This is a genomic window from Pseudomonas sp. P4_C4, assembly GCF_056402055.1.
Genome location: NZ_JBFUID010000007.1, coordinates 66,450 through 86,960, shown reverse-complemented (window position 1 = coordinate 86,960; position 20,511 = coordinate 66,450). Strand labels below are relative to the sequence as shown.

The window sequence follows — 20,511 nt, the reverse complement described above, 5'->3', positions numbered from 1 at the left end:
AATCTCGTCCTTTAAACAGGCATCTGCATGATGTCTTGGTAAGCCTGAACCAGCTTGTTGCGCACCTGGGTCAATGCCTGGAATGACACACTGGCCTTCTGCGAGGAAATCATCACGTCTGTGAGGTCGACGCCGCTTTTGCCGATTTCGAAGGCGCTGGCCAACTGAGTGGAAGCCTGTTGCGTGTCGTTCACTTTATTGACGGCCTGGCCGAGCATGTCGGAAAAGCTGCTGCCCGCCACTTCAGGGACGGCCGTCGATTTCGGCGCAGACATGGCATCCATTTGCATGGCGCGCATGTCGAGCATCAACCGATTGAATTCAATACCTTGGCTCATGGTCTCTCTCTTTGACGACCCGCAATTTTTTGACACTCACTCGGCGGGTAATGAGGTGTTAGCAACAAGGGTGCCAGCTCCATGGCCTTGTTTCACAAAAGCCCTTCTCATCGCCGCCGCCCCCTGTAGGAGCGAGCCTGCTCGCGATGAACCCGAGAACACCGCGGGGTGTCAGGTTCCCAGCGTTATCGTTCACGTCCATCGCGAGCAGGGCTCGCTCCTACAGGGACACAATCAGGATCAGGTGGCGAACAAAAAGGCTTCCACATCCATGCCGGCATCGCGCATCTGCGCCAGCTTGTAGCGCAGGGTTCGCGGGCTGATACCCAGGCGCTCGGCCGCCTCTTTGCGACGACCGCGCTCGGCGCGCAAGGTATCGATGATCATCTGGAATTCACGGCGACGCAGGTCATCGCCCAGCGCACCGACCGACTCGGACTCGACTTCCACGGGGCGTACCGGCGCCTGCGCCAACGCACGCAGTGGCGCGCAAGCCACCGGCCCGGCGAGGCAGAAATCCTGCGGCTGGATCAAGCCACCCTGCTGCAGAATCAGCGCACGCTGAATCGCGTTGTCCAGCTCACGAACGTTACCCGGCCATGGATAACCGATCAGGCACGCCTGAGCTTCGGGCGACAACCTGGCAGGCGAATGCTTCATTTTATTGACGTGCCTGGCCAGCAGACGCCCGGCCAGCGGCAGGATGTCGGCGGTACGCTCGCGCAACGGGCGCCAGGCCAGGGGAAACACCGACAGGCGATAATAGAGGTCCTCGCGGAAACGCCCCGCCGCCACTTCACCCGCCAGGTCGCGATTGGTGGTGGCGACCACGCGAATATCCAGCGTGATCGGTTTGCGCGCGCCAACCCTTTCGACCTCGCGCTCTTGCAGCACACGCAGTAATTTGGCCTGGAGCCCCAGGGGCATTTCGGAAATTTCATCGAGCAAAATGGTGCCGCCGTCGGCCTGCTCGAACTTGCCGGCTTGCGCGGCAATGGCGCCGGTGAAGGAACCCTTCTCGTGACCGAACAACGTCGCTTCGAGCATGTTGTCCGGAATCGCTGCGCAGTTGATCGCGATGAACGGCTGATTGGCTCGATGAGAATGCTGATGAATATAACGCGCCAGCACTTCCTTGCCCGTGCCCGACTCGCCCGAGATCAACACCGTGGAATCGCTGCGCGCGACCCGCGCCGCCAACTCGAGTAACTGCGCGCTCGCCGGCTCGAACGCTACCGGCCCTTCGCCCTCGGTCAGGCCGAGACTGCCCAGGGCATGACGCCCCACCAGATCGAGCAACGCCTTGGGCTCGAATGGCTTGACCAGATAGTCCGCCGCCCCCTGGCGCATCGCATCGACCGCGCGCTCGACCGCACCGTGAGCCGTCATCAGCAACACCGGCAACTGCGGCTGCCGCGCTCGCAGCATGCCAAGCAACTGGTGGCCGTCCATGCCCGGCATATTGACGTCACTGATCACCAGGCTGAAGGCCTCGCCGCCGACGGCAAGCAACGCCTCCTCTGCCGACCCCACCGCCTTGTAATCATGCCCCGCGAGCAGCAGCGTATCAGCCAGTGCCTCGCGCAAAGCGCGGTCGTCCTCGACCAGCAGAACCTTGATACCCATCGGCGTCACTCCGCGCCTTGAGCGCTGCTGAACAACGGCAGGATGACCTGCGCGCAGGTGCCGCGACCGAGCCGCGAGCGCAGCTGCAATTCGCCCCGATGAGCACGCGCCACGGCCTTGACCACGGTCAGGCCAAGACCTGTACCGGTGCTCTTGGTGGTAAAAAAGGGTTCGCCCAATCGCGCCAGAACGGCCGCATCGATACCGCTGCCACTGTCACTGACGCACAGGCGCAGGTTGTTGCCGCGGGTGTAGAGGTGAATCTTGAGGCGCAATTGACCGGCACTGGCCTGGATGGCGTTCTCGATCAGATTGAGGATCGCACCGACCAGGGTGTCGCGATTGCACAGCAACTCCCCCGAGTGACTGTCGCACTGCCAGCGGATCGGCAGATCCTGCACGTGGGTCAGCGCCGCCGCTTGCAACGATTGCATCAGTTGACCGGGGGTCACGCGGTCGGTCAGCGGCAACTCGCCACGGGCGAAGACCAACATGTCGCGCACTTGGTGTTCCAGTTCGTGCAGGCGCTCCTTGAGACGCCCGGCAAAGCGCTGCCGGGTAGCGACCGGCAGCTCTTGCTCGGTCAAGTGACTGGCATACAGCAGCGCGGCGGACAACGGTGTGCGTATCTGATGAGCCAATGAAGCGACCATGCGCCCCAATGACGACAGACGCTCATGACGGGCCAGTTGATCCTGCAGATGGCGGGTTTCGGTCAGGTCATTGAGCAGCACCAACTGGCCCGGCTCGGCGTCCAGCGAGCGCGTGGCGATCGACAGACGCCGACCATCCTTGAGGGAGACTTCATGACCATCGTCTTCGCGCGGCGCAAAACAGCGGGCAATGACGTAGCGCCACAATTCACCTTCCAGCGGCAGGCCCAGCAGCTCGCTCGCCGCCGGATTGGCTTCGCGCACGATGCCCTGGGCGTCAATGACGATGACACCGCCGGGTAACAGATCAAGGAGGTTTTGCAGACGGTTGGCCAGGCGTTCCTTTTCCGCCAGCTCCTGCATGCGCTGGGCACTGACCACCGCCAGTTCACCCTTGAGCTCGGTGACCCGGGCTTCAAGCATGCTGTAGGAATCAGTCAACTGAGTGGACATCTGATTGAACAGTGCGAATGCCTGCTCAAGGCCCAGCCGACTCGCCTGCTCTACGGACGACGGCTGCCGCGAAACATCAGGGACAGGAGACATCTGGGCGGCTTGGGGCATTGTGCTCTCTCGCTTGGCTGACCGTCAGTGAAACGGAACGTTGCGAGAGACGTAGCAATACCCGTGCCTAAAAAAAACTTCTTATAAATGAATGACTTGAAAAACAGGCGTCAATCATCCGCCTGTTCGTCTCCATCACGACGGCTCATGCCGTACTTGCGCATCTTTTCCACCAGCGTGGTACGACGGATACGCAACCGCTCGGCCGCGCGCGCCACAATGCCATTGGCGTCATCCAGCGCCTGCTGAATCAAGCCTTGCTCCAGACCACCGAGGTAGTCCTTCAGGTCCAGACCCTCCGGCGGCAACATGGCGTTGGCCGTGAAGTCCGGCGTATGACCGTTGATGGCCACGCGCTCTTCCAGATCGCTGCGCAGGCTGTCGACCATTTGCTCGTCTTCATCGTCGACGTAGCGGAATTTCTTCGGCAACTCGACCACGCCGATCACGCCGTATGGATGCATGATTGCCATGCGCTCCACCAGGTTGGCCAGTTCGCGGACGTTGCCCGGCCAGCCATGCCGGCACAGCGACATGATCGCCGCCGAGTTGAACCGGATCGAACCGCGCTTCTCGTGCTCCATGCGCGAGATCAACTCGTTCATCAGCAGCGGAATGTCTTCGACGCGCTCACGCAGCGGCGCCATCTCGATCGGGAACACATTCAAGCGGTAGTACAGGTCTTCGCGGAAGGTGCCGATCTCGATCATGCTTTCGAGATTCTTGTGGGTCGCCGCAATGATGCGCACGTCGACGCTCTGGGTCTTGTTGCTGCCCACGCGCTCGAAGGTGCGCTCCTGCAACACGCGCAGCAGCTTGACCTGCATCGGCAGCGGCATGTCGCCGATTTCATCGAGGAACAGGGTGCCGCCGTTGGCCAGTTCGAATCGACCGGCGCGACTGGTGATCGCCCCGGTAAAGGCGCCCTTCTCATGACCGAACAGTTCGCTTTCCAGCAACTCGGCCGGGATCGCCCCGCAGTTGACCGGCACGAACGGCGCTTCGCGGCGCCTGGAATGGTAATGCAGGTTGCGCGCAACCACTTCCTTGCCGGTGCCGGACTCACCGAGGATCAGCACGCTGGCATCGGTATCGGCGACTTGCTGCATCATCTGGCGGACGTGTTGGATCGCCCGGCTGGTGCCGACAAGACTGCGGAAAAGATTAGGCTCGCGATGACGACCGCGCTCGCGGGCCTGGTCGTACATCTCGCGATAGACCTGGGCACGGTGCAGCGAATCGAGCAATTTGCTGTAGCTGGGCGGCATTTCGAGAGTCGAAAGCACTCGCCGACGCTGGTCTTCCGGCAGGTCAATGGAAGAATTATCGCCCATTAACAAAACCGGAAGGAACTCATCCCATGTCGAGAGTGTCTTTAACAAGCCCAGAAGTGAACCAGGAGCATTGACTGTCCCGATGAGGACACAGATTACTTCACGACTTGACGACAAAGAGCCGACAGCCTGCTGCCAGTCATGGCTACCGCAGGGTAAATTTTCTTCACCGAGAAAATTCAAAATCACCGCCAGGTCGCGGCGGCGGACGCTATCGTCATCAATCAGCAGAATTTTGGTTTCACGCCACATGCAATAGCAACTTCCCTAGTCAACTCAATGCCCAAAATGCTGGGGCAAGCTAGACGCTTGCAGGCATGTTATGCCTGAAGACGACTGAAATCTGGAACCAGCCACTAGTTAAGTCAAAAAACCGCGCACAGTCAAATTTATGGCGCACATATCTGGATTAACTTGGGGTTAATTAACCAAACAGATGGTAAACCTTTGCCGCGTTCCGCGCTTGCTGGATCTGAGACATTTCATCGACTATCGCCTGCCTCTCCCCCATCGCTACCTCAAGTAGCTGCTTGTAGACATACAGCAACTCCTCAAGATTGCTACGCAGAACTTCTTCGTCCAACGAAGCCTCGCTCAAGACGTCTTCCATGCAGGAACGGCAATCCAGGTCCAATTGACCGATGGCCTCCCAGTCGCGCTCGGCCAAAGCACCGACCAGCGCTTCGCGAGTTTGTTCTATTCGCTGCAATACAAGACTCATGGCGATCTCCCTAGAACTGCGGAGCTGGCGCAGCAATGCCGTCCCAGCCTTCTTTCACCGTGCGCAGCAAGCCCGCGACCTCATCGAGAATCCTCGGGTCGCTGCTGATGTTCGCCTCGGCCAGACGCTTCATCATGTAGATGTAAAGGCTGTCGAGTTCGCCCACGGCTTCGGCGCAATTTTCAAGATCCAGGCCTTCACGCAAGCCACCGATGATGCCGATCGCCTTGCTGATCGACACACACTTGCCGGGAATGTCCTTGCGCTCCAGGGCACCTTTGGCCTGAGCGATCCGGTCCAGGCCACCTTCCATGAGCATCTGCACCAAACGATGCGGACTTGCTTCGGACGTCTGGGCGTGCGCCCCCACTTTCTGATACTGCCGAAGGGCTAACATTGGATTCATGTTCTACCTCATTACCACAATGACTCGTATAGCCAGAGTATCGTCTGCAAGACAGAAAACTTTAGATCAAAAGACAAAAACCCGGCACACGCGAAAATGCGTAGCCGGGTTTTTTCGTCAGCTCATGACTAGGTGTTGGACTTCTGGGCGTTCAAGGAAGTGAAGAACGAGGTGATGTTCGTCGCCGTCGCCTTCATTTGCCCGACCAACAGGTCCATTGCATTGTATTTGGCGGTCAACGTCTTGGTCATGTTGGCGACACGAAAGTCCAACGCAGTCTGCTGAGTTGAAAGGCTCTTGCTCACGCTCTGCAGGTTGGTATTGCGCTGGTCCAGCAACCCACCCGTCTGCACATAAGGCTTGATTGCGGTACCCATGCGCGCCAGCAGGCCGTTGGTAGCATTGCTACCGTTGAACAACTGCTGCATCTGGCCGCTCATACCGTTGATGGCCATCTTCTCGTTGAACGCCGTGGTGTTGAACGCCAGGTTGCCGGTTTTCTCGTTCGTCAACACGCCGATCTGCGACAGCACCGCCAATGGACCGCCCGCCCCGGGAGCGGTCAGCACGCCGCGGATATCGGAGATCAGTGTGCGCGACATCGAGTCGCCGGTAAACGCCGACTGAACCGTCAGGTTGCCATCGGCATCCGCGGTCGCCTTGGACAGGGAATTGATGGTGTTCATCAGGGTGTTGTAGGAATCAACGAACGACTGGATCGAGGTTTGCAAACCGGCGGTATTGGTCGCGACGGTGACGGTCGCCGCAGCCGGCGGCGTACCTGGACTCACCGACGCCAGGTTCAGGGTCAGGCCGCTGACTGCGCCGGTTACCGTATTGCTCTTGCTGGTCACTGCCAGACCATCGATGGTCAGCGATGCATCCACCGCAACCCCGTTGACAGCCCCTGAACTTGAAGCCGAAGGGTTGGCGCCCATCGCTTGGGTACCGTCGATTTCAAGACCGACGATACCGCTGACCGTAAGGTCGGAACCCGCGCCGGTCTTGCTGGAGCTGATCACCAGTCGCGACGCACCACTGCTGTCGGTCACGATGTTGGCAGAAATACCATTACTCGCCTGCGCGGAGTTGATGGCATCCCGGGTGCTCTGCAGGGTCGCACTGGCTGGAATCGTGACATCGTAATCAGTGCCATTCTGACTGATTTTCAAAGTACCACTCGGAATGGCACTGGCCGCACCGCCGGCGAAAGAAGCACTGGCGACTTTCGAGCTGGTGGCCAGGTTATTCACAACAACGCTGTAGGTACCGGCAACGGCGGTGTTGTCGGAAGTCGCACCCAGAATCGACGGGGTACCCGAAGTGGCGGTATAGCCCGCAAACACAGGATTGGTCTTGCTACCGAGATTGGTCAGCGCCGTCTGAAAGGCCGTCAGTGCGCTTTTCAGGGAACCGACACCGGAAATCTTCAGCGTGTTGGTTTTGGTCTGAGTATCGATCTGCGTCTGTTTCGCCGATTTGTCGGCGTTGACCAGCGCAGTGACGATCGCACCGATATCCAGGCCAGAGCCTAAGCCCGCACCCGGTAAAATTGGACTTGCCATTTTTCGTCTCCCTTCAGGTTGCTGCCACTCTTTTGACCAATACCTGCGCCCAAGAACGTACAAACACTATTCATGCCAGCTATCAGACTTTGGCGTCGAACAATACGTGACTCGCATTGCTCAGGCTTTCTGCCAGCTTGAGGGCTTCTGCGGAGGGGATCTGTCGCACGACTTCACCCGTTTCGCTTGCAATCACTTTGACGACGACCTTTCCGGACTGCTCGTCTATCGAGAACTCCAGATTGCGCTTGATCGACTGTACAAACTTTTCGATCTGCTGCACCGCCTGCTTCAGGTGGACGTCATCCGCATCCGGTTTCTTATCCGCCGCTGGAGTCACGCTGGCGGCTTCAGGCTTTTCCGGCGCTTTATCCGAAACGGTGCTCGCTGGCTGGGGAGCCGGATAAGACACGCCAAGCTTTACGCTCATCTCCATGTCCATCACCTCTTAACGTAAAAAGCGAGAGAGCGTGACCAGCACACTCCCCCGCTCAAACTTATTCCGAAATTACTGAAGCAGCTTCAGTACAGCGGAAGGCAGTTGGTTGGCTTGAGCCAGAACCGAGGTAGAAGCCTGTTGCAGGGTTTGCTGCTTGGTCAGGTTCGCGGTTTCTGCGGCGAAGTCGGTGTCTTGTACACGGCCTTGTGCAGCGGTGGTGTTTTCCACGATGTTCTGCAGGTTGGAGATGGTGCTGGTCAGACGGTTCTGCGAAGCACCCAGGTTTGCGCGGGTGGCGTTGATCGATGCCAGAGCGGCGTCGATCGCGGTGATCGCGTTGTCGATGTTGGCAGACAGGGTAGCGGAAGTCGCACCGGTCAGAACAACAGTACCGCTGCCTACGGACAGGGATACGGCGTCGAACTTGGAGCTCAGTACCAGGTCGATGCGGTTGGCCGAACCAGTGTTGGCGCCAACTTGCAGCTGCATGGTGCCAGCCGAACCGTCCAGCAGGTTTTTGCCGTTCAGGTTGGTAGAGGCAGAGATACGGGTGATTTCGTCAGACATCTGAGCGAATTCGGAGTTGGTAGCGGTCTGGTCAGCAGTGCTGTTGGTACCGTTACGTGCTTTAACAGCCAGTTCACGCATACGCTGCAGAATGTCGGTCGAAGCTTGCAGCGCGCCTTCAGCGGTCTGGGCAACGGAGATACCGTCGTTGGCGTTCTGCACTGCCTGGTTGCCACCACGAATCTGTGCGGCCATGCGAGTTGCGATCTGCAGGCCAGCGGCGTCGTCTTTGGCGCTGTTGATTTTCAGGCCGGAAGACAGGCGAGCCATCGAAGTCGACAGAGCGTCGGTAGCACGGTTCAGGTTCTTCTGAACGTTCAACGACGTGGTGTTGGTGTTTACTGTTAAAGCCATGACGAATTCCTCGTTGGTTGGGTACTGCGGCTTCCGGCCCTGGCAACCGCCGGGTATGGCCTAGAGAACCTTCGTAATAGTTATCGTCGGGTTGGCAGGTTGCTTGAGGGCTTTTTTTAAAAAAAATGCCATCACCCTGCCATCTCCGAGAAAACAAGGGCTTAGCGCCCCTCAACCGCGAAAAAATGACGCCATAAAACTGTCCAGCCCACAAACGCCCGCGCCAAAGCTGTCGCCACCCCTCAAGCCGGCAGGTTTTCGAGCAACTCGATCAACTCATATTCCATGAAGTCGGCGAGCCCCAGCCAATCCTGGCGCTCCTGACAGGCCAGCATTTGCCTGAGCATCAAAGCCCACGCCTGCTGAACCTCCTGGGGCGCCTGCGCAAACAGTCGCTGCGCCTCATCGAACAGATCGACCATGTTCAATGCCGCTTCGACATCACGTCCCAGGCGAAAAAGCCCAGCGCACTGCCGGTACTCGTCGATGCCTTTCACTTGAGGCTTCATTGCACGAAATCCTGATTGAACCGTGTACCGGCAATCATTGCCCCAGCCCGACTGCTGTTAAAAAAAAGCACCTCGGGATGCCTGGCAATGTAACGCTCGAGCTCGCACAGGTAACTGCGGAAATTCAATTGCGTCTTGACCTTTTGCCCATGACCATCGTGCACCCAGTGCCTGGCCTGGTTCACTGGCGGCCCCAGGTCACCGTCGTTCCAACCGGTATGGGTGCGGTTCATCGGAAAGGAAAAATCCGCACCGAAAAGCGTGATGCGCTGCGCGCCCATCTTCACCGCCAGATCGACCGCAGGATGGATCACGCTGCCACTGACGTAGAGCTGCGCACGCGACTGTTGCTCACGCAACGCAGCGTAGATCGGGCTGGCGGAATAACCGCCATAACGCTTGCCTTTCCAGGCCTTCAGCATGTGTGGATCGCTCAAAGGCAAGTACACCAGCGGAATGCCTTCGGAGCCCTCGCCCGGCAAGTGCAGCACGCTGATGCGCTGATCGATGCTCACGACCAGGTCAGGCTTGATTCCGTGCTCGCGAAGGGGCCGGTAAGCGGTATCTACGCTGATGAACAGCGGTCGCGGCGTTTGATTGCGCACCGCTGCCAAACGCTCGAAATTCCCTTCAAGGCTGGGCCCTGTGGCGATCACATAGATTTCACGCTCGGAACACGTGCCAAACAGCTGTGCCACATCATCATCGGCCAGCAGCACTTCAAGGGTGTCCTGCAAGCGCTGCTGAATGACGGGAGATTGCGGGTCGAACTCACGATTGTTGAAACTCAAGTGCACTTCGCTGACCAGGCGATCACGAATCTTCGCACTGAAGTCATCCGCCAGCAGCATCTCGGCAGGCAATGCAAAGAACGGTGTGCAGATGTCCGACAGATCGCCGGCATACAGCAATTGCACACGCGGATCGCCCAGCCACTGGCGCTGATCGATCAGCTGCAACACCAATGCGAAAAGCGCGCCGTTGAGGATATGGACATAGAGTTTCTCAAGCCCGGCACGCTCCAGCAAAACCGAAGGCAAATCGCCAAAACCGGTGCCGTAGACGTGCAGATGAGGCTTGTCGAACGCAAGACTGGCAGCCTGTAAACGGGCCTCGCGCAGGCGATCATGGCGGCTGGTGAGCTGGATGCCGCCCACACACAACGTCGAGTCTCGTCCTTCGATCAGGTCAACATCGACGGTCAGGCGATCTTCCGTATTCAATCGCGCATACAGCGACGGCCAGCGCCGCTGGATAACCTGAGCATTATCTTCAAAGCATTCGCTCATGCTACCTCGCATTCCCTACAAGCAAAAAAGCGCTCAAGGTTAACCCTTGAGCGCTTTTTTGTACCGGCCTTTTTATTAAAAAACTTTCACTCAAGGGCGATAGATGATCGCCGAACCCCATGACAGCCCCACACCGAAACCGCTGAGCGCAACGCGCTTCCATTCGGAATCGAGAATATGCTTTTCCAGCAGCAATGGAATGCTCGACGACACCGTGTTACCGGTCTCGACCATGTCCTTGATGAACTTCTGCGGGCATTCTTCGAAGCGCCGCGCGACCGCATCGACAATCGCCGCACTGCCCTGGTGAATGCAGAACGCGTCGATGTCATCCGCGCTCAATTGCGACTCACCGAGCAACTCATGCAAATGTGCCGGCACCTTGAGCAGTGCGAAGTTGAACACCTGGCGACCGTTCATGAAGAACACGCCGTCGGTGACTTTCAAATGTGGAGCGCCGGAACCATCGGTGCCGAACTTGGCCTTGCCCAGTGCCCAGGTCGGGTTTTCGCCCATCCAGGTCGCGGTGGCCGCATCGCCGAACAACATGGTGGTGTTACGGTCTTCCGGGTCGACGATCTTCGAATACGGGTCGGCAGTGATCAGCAGGCCGTTCTTCAGGCCAGCGGCCTCCATGAAGCCCTTGATCGCATAGATGCCGTAGACGTAACCGGAACAGCCCAGGGAAATATCGAACGCGGCGACGCTGGTCGGCAGGCCGAGTTTGTCCTGAACTATGGCCGCGGTATGCGGCAGGCCTTCTTCGTCACCGTTCTGGGTGACGACGATCAACGCATCGATGGATTCACGTTTCAGATCAGGGTTGCTGGCAAACAGCGCATTGGCCGCTTCAACGCACAGATCGGAAGTTTCCTGATCAACGCCCTTGCGCGGCAGGAAAGCCGAACCGATCTTGCCCAGGATGAATTCTTCATCCTTCTCGAATTTTGCACCTTGTGCGTAATTGTCCACGCCGGCTACAGGAACGTAGCTCGCAATGCTTTTTATGCCAATCATTACGGCTTCCCAATAATAAACAGCCCAATACCACCACCCGCAGGAATCGAGGGGCGCCGACAAACCTGGATTTCTGTCGCCCCAAGGCGACGGCCGGGAAGCGTAAAGGACCATCACTGAACCCGATAAAGGGTCAGGCGCCATCTTCCCGGTCAATACAATACAGTGAAGATGCCCGTTATGACTCGCAGGTCACGCTATTTTGCCGAATCAGCCCGGCAATGGGTCATTCGACCAACGACCAGTCCAGTGGTGTTCCACGCTTGATAGCCTGACGGGCACGGCGTTCCAGGAGGCTTTGCGCATGCTTGGGCGCCAGCCCGAGCCCCGGACGGATGGCTCGCAGATTTGTCGCATTGAAGGGCTCGCCAGCCGCCATGTCCTGGGTGACATACAACGATCGACGGTACACCAGGGATTGGCGCTCCGCCTCGGTGACGCCGTAATGTACGTGCCCCATGGCTTGCCAGGCGCGTTCGGTTTCGATCACCAGGCTGGCCAGCTCCGAGGGCTCCAGCGAGAAACTGGCGTCGACGCCACCGGCCGCACGCTCGAGGGTGAAATGCTTTTCCACCACCGTTGCGCCCAGTGCCACCGCCGCCACGGACACACCGACGCCCATGGAGTGGTCGGACAGCCCCACCTGGCAATCGAACAATTCGCGCAAATGCGGGATCGTGCGCACATTGCTGTTCGCGGGAGATGCCGGATAGGTGCTGGTGCATTTGAGCAGCACCAGATCCTTGCACCCGGCTTCGCGGGCGGCACGCACGGTTTCATCGAGCTCGGCGATGCTGGCCATGCCGGTGGAAATGATCAGCGGCTTGCCTGTTGCGGCCACCCGGCGTATCAGCGGCAGGTCGGTGTTTTCGAAACTGGCGATCTTGTAGGCCGGCACGTCGAGGCTTTCGAGAAAGTCCACGGCGCTCTCATCGAATGGCGTGGAGAACGCCAGCAGCCCCAGTTCTTTGGCGCGAGTGAAAATCGGCGCATGCCATTCCCAGGGCGTGTGGGCCTTCTCGTACAGCGCGTACAACGAAGTACCGGCCCACAGACTGTTGGGGTCCTTGATGAAAAACTCGCCTTCGGCCAGGTCCAGGGTCATGGTGTCGGCGGTGTAGGTCTGCAGCTTCAACGCATGGGCACCGGCCTTGGCCGCGGCCTCGACGATTTGCAGCGCCATGTCCAGGGACTGGTTATGGTTGCCGCTCATCTCGGCAATGATGAAAGGCGGCGCATCGGCACCGATCAGGCGCTCGCCAATCTTGAAGCTAGTCATCTGTGTGATCCTTCAATACGCGCGTGAACGCGCAGGCACTCTGGGTAAAACCGGCTTCGCGAAAGACCTTCAGCGACGGCTGGTTAGCGGGCAAGACCTGGGCCGTGAGTGACTGAAGTTCTGGCCAGTGGGCCTTCACAAAGGTTTCTCCACGGTCCAGCAGCGCCCTGCCCCAGCCCAGGCCGAACCGGCCTTCGAACAGGTAAATCGACACCTCGGCGGTAAAGCCACGCAGGTCATAACGCAGCACACCGACCGGACCGTCATCGGCCTCGGCAATCAACAACAGCCGCCGGGGATTGCTCAGGCTCGCCGTCAGCCAGTTTTGATGCGCAGGCCACTCGATCACGCCGGTCTCCAGCGACGAGCGGCGCACGGCCTCGGTGTTGCGCCCCTCGAACAACAGCTGCGCATCACCCAGGGTCGCCGGGCGCATCCTCAGCACCGCGCCGGCCAGCGCCGCCGCTACCCGCTGCGCGCCACGACCATCGACCAACAGTCGAGATTGTTGCGCCAGGCTCTGGCGCAAACCCTGGTTACCCGCGACAAAGCCAATGGCCAGGCGCAGCTGCTCGACGCTGACATGCTCGCGGGCCCCCATGAATACATGGGCGCCCGCGGCCGCCATCACCTCGCCGTTGGCCTGCTGGTTGTTCGATACGGCAATGCAAATCGTCGGCAGCCCCATGGCCGCCCGCTCCCAACTGGTGCCGCCACCCGCCCCGACAAACAGGTCGGCTTCGGTCATCAATCGATAAAAGTCGCTGACAAAACTGTGCAGGCGCCAATGCGGGCGACTCGCCGCCAACGCCTGCATCTGCGCCCAGGCCGGATTACCCGCACCGGCGACAAAATCGACTTCCAGCTCGGCAAAGTCCGCCAGCGCCAGCATCGCATGATGGGTCTGCATGGCTGCGTCGAAACCGCCGAAATTCACCAGCACATGCCGGGCCTGGGGCTTGATTTCGATGGCCGGGCAACGGAACTCGTCGCGCAGCATGGCAAACCGGGGGCCGAACAATGTCCGGCAGCCTGGCGCCAGCAACGACGCATAAGCTTCTGGCGTACCCGAAAGATTCTGGTTCAGCAGCAAATCGGCGCTGTAGGTCCGCGTGGCGAGGTCATCCACCACGGCGATCCGTGGCGAAAAGCGCCGGGCGGCCGTCTGCCAGTGATGATCGAGGCCGTAGTGGTCGACAATGATCCAGTCGAACGCCGGCTGGTGTTCCAGCAGCGGCTCGAGCGCGGCGATGTCCGCCTGCCATGGCAGCATGGATTCGATGGCTTGCTGCGGGTCTTCATCGGTGTAGCGCTCGGGCAGCGCGAAGGTTTCGAAACCTTCGGCCCGCAGTGCCTCCACTCGATGCCCCGGTAACAGGCGACAGGCAAAAGCCACGTGACTGCCCTGCCTGCGCAATACGCGGGCCAGGCACAGGCAGCGCGCGATGTGGCCGCTGCCGATGGTCGGCGAGGCGTCGGAACGAATCAGCACTCTCATTTCAGCTCACCTCCGGCTTTGAGCGCGGCATACAGGTACTCCGCGCGCGTCCAGTCTTCCGGTGTGTCGATGTCCTGCACCAGATGACGCGGCAGGATAACCGGCAGGCTGTACGGTGAATACAGCACCTCGCCACGCAGCCACGCATCGCTGCGGCCCCAGTAGAACTGGCCGGCATCCTGATAGGCGATCGACAAATCCTGGGAGCGGGTATCACGATACTGCGGATACAGTGCCGTCAATGCGCCGTGATCATCAAGGGTCAGGGCTCGCTGAACCGGGAAACCGAAGTCGCACACCGAGAAGGCGAACGACTTGTCGGGATGCTGTTCCAGCAGGTTCAGCCCCTGGGCAAGAAATCGCGATTGCAGCAACGGCGCGGTCGCGTAGATGCAGCAGGCGCGATCAAACGTCTCCCCTTGCTCACGCAGTGCTTGCAGGGCATGGGCGATCACCGCTGCGGTACCCGTGAAGTCATCGGCCAGTGCCGCCGGGCGCATGAAGGGCACCTGGGCGCCGCAGTCCCGCGCCAGCCCGGCGATGTCTTCGTCGTCGGTGCTGACCACCACCCGGGAAAACAACCCGGACTCCAGGGCGAGCTGAATCGAGCGGGCAATCATCGGCACACCGGCGAACGGCTTGAGATTCTTGCGCGGTATGCGTTTGCTGCCACCACGGGCCGGGATGATGGCGACGTTGTTCAACGGCGTTTTTCCAGGACAAACCAGGTGATGTCATCCACCGGGAATTGCCGATCGCGGTGGTAGCCAAAACCGTAATCGAGCAGTTGCAGGTCGTCATAGCGATCAAGCATTTCACCGGCAAAATCGCGCTTGAACAACTTGCCGCTGTTGCCACGATACGGGACCTCGACCGGCGCCGGGTTGTAGTACTCGGCGATCAGTATGTAGCGCTGGCTCAGCTCATACAGTTGCGCGTATGCGGCCGGCAGCAACTCCGGCGCCAGGTGAATCAGCACGCCTTTGCTCAGGGTCAGGTCGAAGGTACGTTCCCGGGGGAAATCGAACAGCGAACCGTGCCAGATCTGTGCAATACCCAACGCCCGGGCCGCGGCACAGGCACTGGCATTGATCTCCACGCCGAACAACTCGCAGCGTGGCAACAGCTGCCGCAGTGCCTGCAGGTTGTTGCCGGCATTGGTGCCCAGTTCCACCAGGCTGTCGATGCGCCCGACCCGTGTCAGCGCCTTGGCAAACAACGCCAGGTTAGCGGCCACCAGCGGCTGTCCGAGATTGCGATCAACGTACTGGTTGCCGAATTCGCCCTGCCAGAAAGCTTCCTGCTCGGTCAGTTCACGCATCACACATTTCCCACCCGCCGCAATGGCTGGATTATTTCGAAAAGCTGCCGCATCTGCTCGACCACATAGTCCTGTTCTTCATCACTGAGCAACGGGTACAACGGCAGGCTGATGGCTTCGGCGTAGTAACGTTCGGCCTGCGGAAAATCACCTTCGGCGAACCCGAGATCACGATAGTAAGGCTGCAAATGCACGGGAATGTAGTGCAGGTTCACCCCGACCCCGGCAGCTCGCAAGCCCTCGAACACCTCACGATGCGTGAGATTGATCTGATCGAGTTGCAGGCGCACCACATACAGATGCCATGACGACTCGGCCTCGGGTTGTGCAGCGGGCAAGGTCAGCGGCAAATACGCCAGCAAGCGCGCATAACGCGCCGCCAGTTCACGCCGACGCTCGATAAACTCATCCAGTTTGTTCAACTGCGACAAACCAAGGGCCGCCTGCAGGTCGGTAATGCGGTAGTTGAAACCGAGCTCCACCTGTTCGTAGTACCAGGGGCCGTGGCTGGGTCCGGTCATTTGCTGCGGATCCCGGGTCATGCCGTGGCTGCGCAAGCGTTGCAAACGCTCGGCGAGCTCCGGGCTGTTGGTCATGACCATGCCGCCCTCGGCACTGGTGATGATCTTCACCGGATGGAAGCTGAACACAGTCATCGCGGCAAACTCGCCACAACCCACCGGGCGCCCGGCGTAGGACGCACCAGCAGCATGGGCCGCGTCTTCGATCACGGTAAAGCCATAGCGCTTGGCCAGGGCGGCGATCCTGCGCATGTCGCAGCTCTGCCCGGAGAACGCCACCGCCACCAGGACTTTCGGCAGCCGGCCTTCACGCTCGGCCTGCTCCAGCTTGACGGCCAGCGCAGCGGCATCGAGGTTCCAGGTCAGCGGGTCGATATCGACAAAATCCACCTCGGCACCGCAGTAGCGACCACAGTTTGCCGAAGCGAGAAAGGTATTCGGTGTCGTCCACAGCCGATCGCCCGGGCCGAGCCCCGCCGCCAGGCAAGCGATGTGCAAGGCCGCCGTGGCATTGCACACCGCCACGGCAAAACCGGCCTCGCAGCGTTCGGCCATCGCTCGCTCGAAGCGCTCGATGGTCGGCCCCTGGGTCAGCCAGTCAGACTGCAATACACCGACCACGGCGTCGATATCCGCCTGATCGAGGCTTTGCCGAGCGTAAGGAATCATGCTGGCAACCAGGCACGCACCAGCGCGTCCCGGATGATCTGACGCCCGAACGAACCGGTCCGGCCTGCGATGAAAATCGAATTACCGTTGAACATGCCTTGAATCCCTTATACCTTTTCGCCGGGCCTAACCGAGCATCTGCGCCCAGTTCACCGAAGCACTTTCGCCCAGGGCAAAGCCCTTGCCGCTCAAGGCCAGGTTGGCGTTATAGGCCTGGTCCTGGGCAAAGGCTGGCGCCCACTTGTGACGCAGCGCATCGAGGGCCTGCGGCGCCTGTGGCACTGCACCCGAATGAATGACCTGTACCAGCGGCGTCCACACGGTGAGGTAACCGGCCTGACCGGCCCGCAAGCACAGATCGACGTCGCTCAAGCCGTCGGCGAAGGTCACGCTGTCCAGACCGTCCAGGTCGTCGAACAACGCTTTATGCACCATCAGGCACACCTTCGACACCGCCGAGTAGTTCTGCTCCATGGCCAACCGGTGCAGGTAACCTTCGGCGTCGTGTTTTTCCCCGACAAAGGCTGAGCCCACACCACCGTTCATGCCGAGAATCAGCCCGGCCTGGGTGACCTTGCCGTCGCGGTCGATCAACTTGGGACCGACCACGCCGACTTCCGGACGCTGGGCGTGATTGAGCAGCGACTCAAGCCAGTTCGGGTTGACCACTTCACTGTCGGCGGCCAACAGCACCAGGTACTCGCCCTGCGCCTGCTGGCTGGCCGCGTTGTACAACGCCGCGTCGCTGAGGGTCTGGTCGGCACGCAGCACGTTGACTTTCGGATGCTGGTAAGTACCCAGCCAATCGTTGACCTCGGCCGACTGATTGGGGTTGAGCGCGATCAGCACTTCGTACTGGATGTAGCGGGTACGCAGCAAGACCGCTTGCAGGCACTGTTGCAGGGCCGCCAGGTCATCCCCGGCCGGCAGGATGATCGACACCAGCGGGCGCTCGGTGTGGCGGTAGTCGATCTGATAAGTGCCAGGCACCGTCGAAGTGACCTTGGCCTTGTAGCCACGATTGCCCAGGTGACGCAGCAACGCCAGGCGCTCATCGGCGTTTTCTTCCAGCACCGGTGCCTGGCTGATCAGCAACGGCTCGTCCAGGTGGGCCAGCCCGTTGAGGCCACCCTGCTCGATGATGCGCAGCAGCAGGTCGAATTCCAGGGCCTTGCTGAAGTCAGGCTGGTAGCCGCCGACTTCAATGAACACTTCCCGGCGGATCAGCCAGTGACGCGCCATCAAGGCCGGCAGGCTTTGCAGCAAGTCAAGATTGAAGCCAGGGCGGAACACGTCCACCAGTGCGCCTTCGGCGGTGCGCAGGATTTCGTCGGTGGCGACGGCGCGGCAGTCTGCGGCGGCCAGCAATTCCAGGCTGGCACGCAACAGGCCACCGGCAGTGAACTCGTCGCCGGCTTCAGCCAGCAGCAGCCAGTCGCACGTCGATTGACGAGCACTCTGGTTCAGTTTGTCGACGTAGTTGCTTTGCGTGACCCGGACAAAGTGCAGGGTGTTCTGCGCCGTGGTCGCCGCCGGTGCTTCACCGGTGGTGAAGACCACAATCCTGAACGCCTTGCTGTGACCTTCGAGCAGGCTGTCGAGAGAGACTTGCAGCTTGTCGATATCGTTATCCAGGTCCAGCAGGAAGATCCCGAACTGTGGACCACCGTCGTTGGCCGCCAGGTGTTGGGCGATCGACTCAGCCTCAAGTGCATCGGGCTGACGGGGCGCAAGCCACTTGAGCAAACGACCGGAGAGCATCTTGTCGAACGTCGCACCGTTGCCCTCGACCGACACCGCGTCAAGACGTGCAGCCCAGTCGTTCAGGGGCTGCGCCTCTTCTTCTTCGCCCAGCAGTTCCAGCTGAGCCACCAGACGCTTGACCACCGTGCGGTTGAACACATTACTGTCGTGGGCCTGCCACAAACGGTCGACCACACTTTCCGGCGTGTCATTGTTACGCGCCAGCATCAGGCTCTGCTGGCGGGTCCAGATACCCTCCAGGCCTGCCAACTGAACGCGACCGGCCGGCATGGCGTGCAACAGGAATTCGAACTGGGTCAACTGATCGAAAAACTGCTGATTGTAGAACGGCATTTCGACGTATTGCTTGGGGCCGAAACGGCGCTCCGGGCCTTTCTCGACGCTCGTCCAGGCGGACTCGATAATCAGCTCGGTGGTCAGTGCGCGACCGGTGCGCAAGCTATCGGCCAGGGCTTCAAAACTTTGCAGCGCGAACTGTTTGCCTTGCTCCGGGTTCTCGCCTTGAACTTGAGTCGGCAGCCCGAAGAGGAACGCGGCAAAGGCTTCACGCTCGGCGACCGTCTTGGCATCGGTATGAGCCAGCGTGTGGAAGATCTCGGTGTTGTGGTCCGAATACCCGTAGTTCATCTCCCGCACGACATACGGGATCGGCAGAATCCGCGCCTTGCCCCGCGCCAGCATGTAATACGTGTGACCAATTTCCTGCCATTGGAAGGACGTATCCTGAGGCATGACCTGATACCAGTCACGTACCAGGTCGGTGCGCTGTACGGCATAAAAAGGCGGCAGGTACTGGTGCATATAATCGAGCACACGCTCCTCGGCGTGCTCGGACGAATAGTCTTCACAGACCTTTTTGTCACGCCGAAAGTAGCTGACGCTGTTGGGTTGCGACAGGTACATCATGCTGTAACCGTGGCACAGCCCGTAGTCGGGATTGGCCTCCATGAACGCCACGGCTGCGCGCAGGGCGTCATGCACATGGAAGTCATCGTCGGCGGCGAACACCATGAACGGCGTGGTCACTTGCTCCACGCCAAAAGCCAGCTTGGCGCGAACGCCCCAGTAGCCAAACTGCGGGACATGCTGGTAATCCACATTTTCAAACTGCCCGGCCAGGCTTGGCTGGCCTTCGGTCGAAGAGTCCAGCACCAGAATCCTGCAAGGCAAGCCGCTGTAGAAACGTGCCGCCCGGCGCAAAAATGCCGGCCGCTCGTGAGACATCAGCACCACGGTCAACTGTTCGTTGAGTGCCAACCCGTGTTCAGAATTGTTCTTGCCTTGCATACCTTTCCCCACAACGGCGTATCGCCGAAAAAACCCAACGATGTCTTGTCGATTACCGCACGCGACGCAAATAGCCATCCGGCGCGACGGTGATCAGCAGCTTGCTGTGAATGGCCTGGTCGATTTCAAAATCGCGGTTTTCTTCCAGATAGGCCCATACCGCAGTTTTCGGGTTGTCGCCCTTGCCCCACGGGCGGTCCGGGAAGGCGTCTTCGGGCATGTCTTCCACCACGGTATCCATCACCACGCAGTAGCTGCCTACCGAGGTCATCGGCGCATAGGCCCGCAGTTCTTCAAGCACATGCTCGTGGGTGTGGTTGGAGTCCAGAACCACCAGCACTTTCTTGCCTTCGACGCGCTGGCGAACCTGTTCGACAATCGCCGGATCGATACTCGAACCCTGGATCATCCGGATCCGCTTGCTCATCGGGTGCGCTTCGATTGCCTCACGGTTGTGCTGGCGGATATCGATGTCGACGCCCAACACTTCGCCGTGGCCGATCAGTTCCAGCATCGAGGCGTAAAACACCAGCGAGCCGCCGTGGGCGATACCGGTCTCGACGATGATGTCCGGCCGCAGCGCCCAGATGATTTCCTGCATGGCAACCATGTCCTGGGGGAACTGAATGATCGGGCGGCCCATCCAGCTGAAGTTGTAGGTGTACTTATGTCTGGCGGTCGTGCCAACCCAATCCAGCGACGTGGTTTGCAAGGCTTTGTCCTGTTGCAGGCCTTCGATGTTCTCTTTTACTTCTTCACGAAACTGCTCATGAGGATTCATTACAGACTC

The 20,511-nt window shown here is 59.8% G+C and carries 19 protein-coding genes; all 19 read right to left on the bottom strand.

Annotated elements, in window-relative coordinates; genetic code table 11:
- Positions 1 to 11: 11 nt before the first annotated feature.
- The 19 genes from fliE to AC1DXW_RS06250 all read right to left on the bottom strand — a co-directional run bounded on the left by fliE (position 12) and on the right by AC1DXW_RS06250 (position 20,502).
- A complete protein-coding gene (fliE, locus tag AC1DXW_RS06340) occupies positions 12 to 338 on the bottom strand; it encodes a flagellar hook-basal body complex protein FliE (protein WP_008021337.1) in 327 nt (108 codons plus the stop codon).
- A 240-nt stretch (positions 339 to 578) separates the two neighbouring features.
- Entirely contained in the window at positions 579 to 1,964 is a 1,386-nt protein-coding gene (locus AC1DXW_RS06335; RefSeq protein WP_477752411.1) for a sigma-54-dependent transcriptional regulator, read from the bottom strand.
- Positions 1,965 to 1,969: 5 nt separating this feature from the next.
- The gene (locus AC1DXW_RS06330) at positions 1,970 to 3,163 is read right to left on the bottom strand and encodes a sensor histidine kinase (protein WP_477752444.1); all 1,194 of its coding nucleotides are present in this window, start codon (positions 3,161 to 3,163) and stop codon (positions 1,970 to 1,972) included.
- A gap of 128 nt (positions 3,164 to 3,291) precedes the next feature.
- Complete coding sequence (locus tag AC1DXW_RS06325) at positions 3,292 to 4,767, bottom strand: sigma-54 dependent transcriptional regulator (RefSeq protein WP_477752410.1); 1,476 nt, start codon at positions 4,765 to 4,767, stop codon at positions 3,292 to 3,294.
- Between the two features lie 172 nt (positions 4,768 to 4,939).
- Complete coding sequence (fliT, locus tag AC1DXW_RS06320; RefSeq protein WP_015096255.1) at positions 4,940 to 5,236, bottom strand: flagellar protein FliT; 297 nt, start codon at positions 5,234 to 5,236, stop codon at positions 4,940 to 4,942.
- Between the two features lie 10 nt (positions 5,237 to 5,246).
- Positions 5,247 to 5,642, bottom strand: a complete 396-nt coding sequence (fliS, locus tag AC1DXW_RS06315; RefSeq protein WP_477752409.1) for a flagellar export chaperone FliS — start codon at positions 5,640 to 5,642, stop codon at positions 5,247 to 5,249.
- A gap of 128 nt (positions 5,643 to 5,770) precedes the next feature.
- Positions 5,771 to 7,207, bottom strand: coding sequence for a flagellar filament capping protein FliD (gene fliD, locus AC1DXW_RS06310; protein WP_477752408.1), 1,437 nt, complete (start codon positions 7,205 to 7,207; stop codon positions 5,771 to 5,773).
- An 82-nt stretch (positions 7,208 to 7,289) separates the two neighbouring features.
- The gene (locus AC1DXW_RS06305; protein WP_477752407.1) at positions 7,290 to 7,643 is read right to left on the bottom strand and encodes a flagellar protein FlaG; all 354 of its coding nucleotides are present in this window, start codon (positions 7,641 to 7,643) and stop codon (positions 7,290 to 7,292) included.
- Positions 7,644 to 7,715: 72 nt separating this feature from the next.
- Positions 7,716 to 8,567, bottom strand: coding sequence for a flagellin domain-containing protein (locus tag AC1DXW_RS06300; RefSeq protein WP_108218632.1), 852 nt, complete (start codon positions 8,565 to 8,567; stop codon positions 7,716 to 7,718).
- A gap of 242 nt (positions 8,568 to 8,809) precedes the next feature.
- The gene (locus tag AC1DXW_RS06295; protein ID WP_477752406.1) at positions 8,810 to 9,076 is read right to left on the bottom strand and encodes a hypothetical protein; all 267 of its coding nucleotides are present in this window, start codon (positions 9,074 to 9,076) and stop codon (positions 8,810 to 8,812) included.
- The gene (locus AC1DXW_RS06290) at positions 9,073 to 10,365 is read right to left on the bottom strand and encodes a motility associated factor glycosyltransferase family protein (protein WP_477752405.1); all 1,293 of its coding nucleotides are present in this window, start codon (positions 10,363 to 10,365) and stop codon (positions 9,073 to 9,075) included. Before AC1DXW_RS06290 ends, AC1DXW_RS06295 begins: the two co-directional genes overlap by 4 nt.
- A 90-nt stretch (positions 10,366 to 10,455) precedes the next feature.
- Positions 10,456 to 11,382 (bottom strand): ketoacyl-ACP synthase III, encoded by a 927-nt coding sequence (locus tag AC1DXW_RS06285; protein WP_477752404.1) that lies wholly within the window; start codon positions 11,380 to 11,382, stop codon positions 10,456 to 10,458.
- A gap of 226 nt (positions 11,383 to 11,608) precedes the next feature.
- Positions 11,609 to 12,661: a pseudaminic acid synthase gene (gene pseI / locus AC1DXW_RS06280; RefSeq protein WP_477752403.1), complete on the bottom strand. Its 1,053-nt coding sequence runs from the start codon at positions 12,659 to 12,661 to the stop codon at positions 11,609 to 11,611.
- Entirely contained in the window at positions 12,654 to 14,159 is a 1,506-nt protein-coding gene (pseG, locus tag AC1DXW_RS06275) for a UDP-2,4-diacetamido-2,4,6-trideoxy-beta-L-altropyranose hydrolase (RefSeq protein ID WP_477752402.1), read from the bottom strand. Before pseG ends, pseI begins: the two co-directional genes overlap by 8 nt.
- A complete protein-coding gene (gene pseF / locus AC1DXW_RS06270; protein WP_477752401.1) occupies positions 14,156 to 14,863 on the bottom strand; it encodes a pseudaminic acid cytidylyltransferase in 708 nt (235 codons plus the stop codon). The genes pseG and pseF overlap by 4 nt, the downstream gene beginning before the upstream one ends.
- A complete protein-coding gene (locus AC1DXW_RS06265; protein ID WP_477752400.1) occupies positions 14,860 to 15,480 on the bottom strand; it encodes a pseudaminic acid biosynthesis-associated methylase in 621 nt (206 codons plus the stop codon). The genes pseF and AC1DXW_RS06265 overlap by 4 nt, the downstream gene beginning before the upstream one ends.
- Positions 15,480 to 16,670, bottom strand: coding sequence for a UDP-4-amino-4,6-dideoxy-N-acetyl-beta-L-altrosamine transaminase (pseC, locus tag AC1DXW_RS06260; RefSeq protein ID WP_477752399.1), 1,191 nt, complete (start codon positions 16,668 to 16,670; stop codon positions 15,480 to 15,482). Before pseC ends, AC1DXW_RS06265 begins: the two co-directional genes overlap by 1 nt.
- A gap of 126 nt (positions 16,671 to 16,796) precedes the next feature.
- Positions 16,797 to 19,721: a glycosyltransferase family 2 protein gene (locus AC1DXW_RS06255; RefSeq protein WP_477759848.1), complete on the bottom strand. Its 2,925-nt coding sequence runs from the start codon at positions 19,719 to 19,721 to the stop codon at positions 16,797 to 16,799.
- Between the two features lie 52 nt (positions 19,722 to 19,773).
- On the bottom strand, positions 19,774 to 20,502 hold the full coding sequence (locus AC1DXW_RS06250; RefSeq protein WP_477752397.1) for a cephalosporin hydroxylase family protein: 729 nt from the start codon (positions 20,500 to 20,502) through the stop codon (positions 19,774 to 19,776).
- Positions 20,503 to 20,511 lie beyond the last annotated feature (9 nt).

Coding starts and splice junctions, on each gene's coding strand:
- fliE (WP_008021337.1), bottom strand. CDS start 338: ATGAGCCAAGGTATTGAATTCAATCGGTTGATGCTCGACATGCGCGCC.
- AC1DXW_RS06335 (WP_477752411.1), bottom strand. CDS start 1,964: ATGGGTATCAAGGTTCTGCTGGTCGAGGACGACCGCGCTTTGCGCGAG.
- AC1DXW_RS06330 (WP_477752444.1), bottom strand. CDS start 3,163: ATGTCTCCTGTCCCTGATGTTTCGCGGCAGCCGTCGTCCGTAGAGCAG.
- AC1DXW_RS06325 (WP_477752410.1), bottom strand. CDS start 4,767: ATGTGGCGTGAAACCAAAATTCTGCTGATTGATGACGATAGCGTCCGC.
- fliT (WP_015096255.1), bottom strand. CDS start 5,236: ATGAGTCTTGTATTGCAGCGAATAGAACAAACTCGCGAAGCGCTGGTC.
- fliS (WP_477752409.1), bottom strand. CDS start 5,642: ATGAATCCAATGTTAGCCCTTCGGCAGTATCAGAAAGTGGGGGCGCAC.
- fliD (WP_477752408.1), bottom strand. CDS start 7,207: ATGGCAAGTCCAATTTTACCGGGTGCGGGCTTAGGCTCTGGCCTGGAT.
- AC1DXW_RS06305 (WP_477752407.1), bottom strand. CDS start 7,643: ATGGAGATGAGCGTAAAGCTTGGCGTGTCTTATCCGGCTCCCCAGCCA.
- AC1DXW_RS06300 (WP_108218632.1), bottom strand. CDS start 8,567: ATGGCTTTAACAGTAAACACCAACACCACGTCGTTGAACGTTCAGAAG.
- AC1DXW_RS06295 (WP_477752406.1), bottom strand. CDS start 9,076: ATGAAGCCTCAAGTGAAAGGCATCGACGAGTACCGGCAGTGCGCTGGG.
- AC1DXW_RS06290 (WP_477752405.1), bottom strand. CDS start 10,365: ATGAGCGAATGCTTTGAAGATAATGCTCAGGTTATCCAGCGGCGCTGG.
- AC1DXW_RS06285 (WP_477752404.1), bottom strand. CDS start 11,382: ATGATTGGCATAAAAAGCATTGCGAGCTACGTTCCTGTAGCCGGCGTG.
- pseI (WP_477752403.1), bottom strand. CDS start 12,661: ATGACTAGCTTCAAGATTGGCGAGCGCCTGATCGGTGCCGATGCGCCG.
- pseG (WP_477752402.1), bottom strand. CDS start 14,159: ATGAGAGTGCTGATTCGTTCCGACGCCTCGCCGACCATCGGCAGCGGC.
- AC1DXW_RS06265 (WP_477752400.1), bottom strand. CDS start 15,480: ATGCGTGAACTGACCGAGCAGGAAGCTTTCTGGCAGGGCGAATTCGGC.
- pseC (WP_477752399.1), bottom strand. CDS start 16,670: ATGATTCCTTACGCTCGGCAAAGCCTCGATCAGGCGGATATCGACGCC.
- AC1DXW_RS06255 (WP_477759848.1), bottom strand. CDS start 19,721: ATGCAAGGCAAGAACAATTCTGAACACGGGTTGGCACTCAACGAACAG.
- AC1DXW_RS06250 (WP_477752397.1), bottom strand. CDS start 20,502: ATGAATCCTCATGAGCAGTTTCGTGAAGAAGTAAAAGAGAACATCGAA.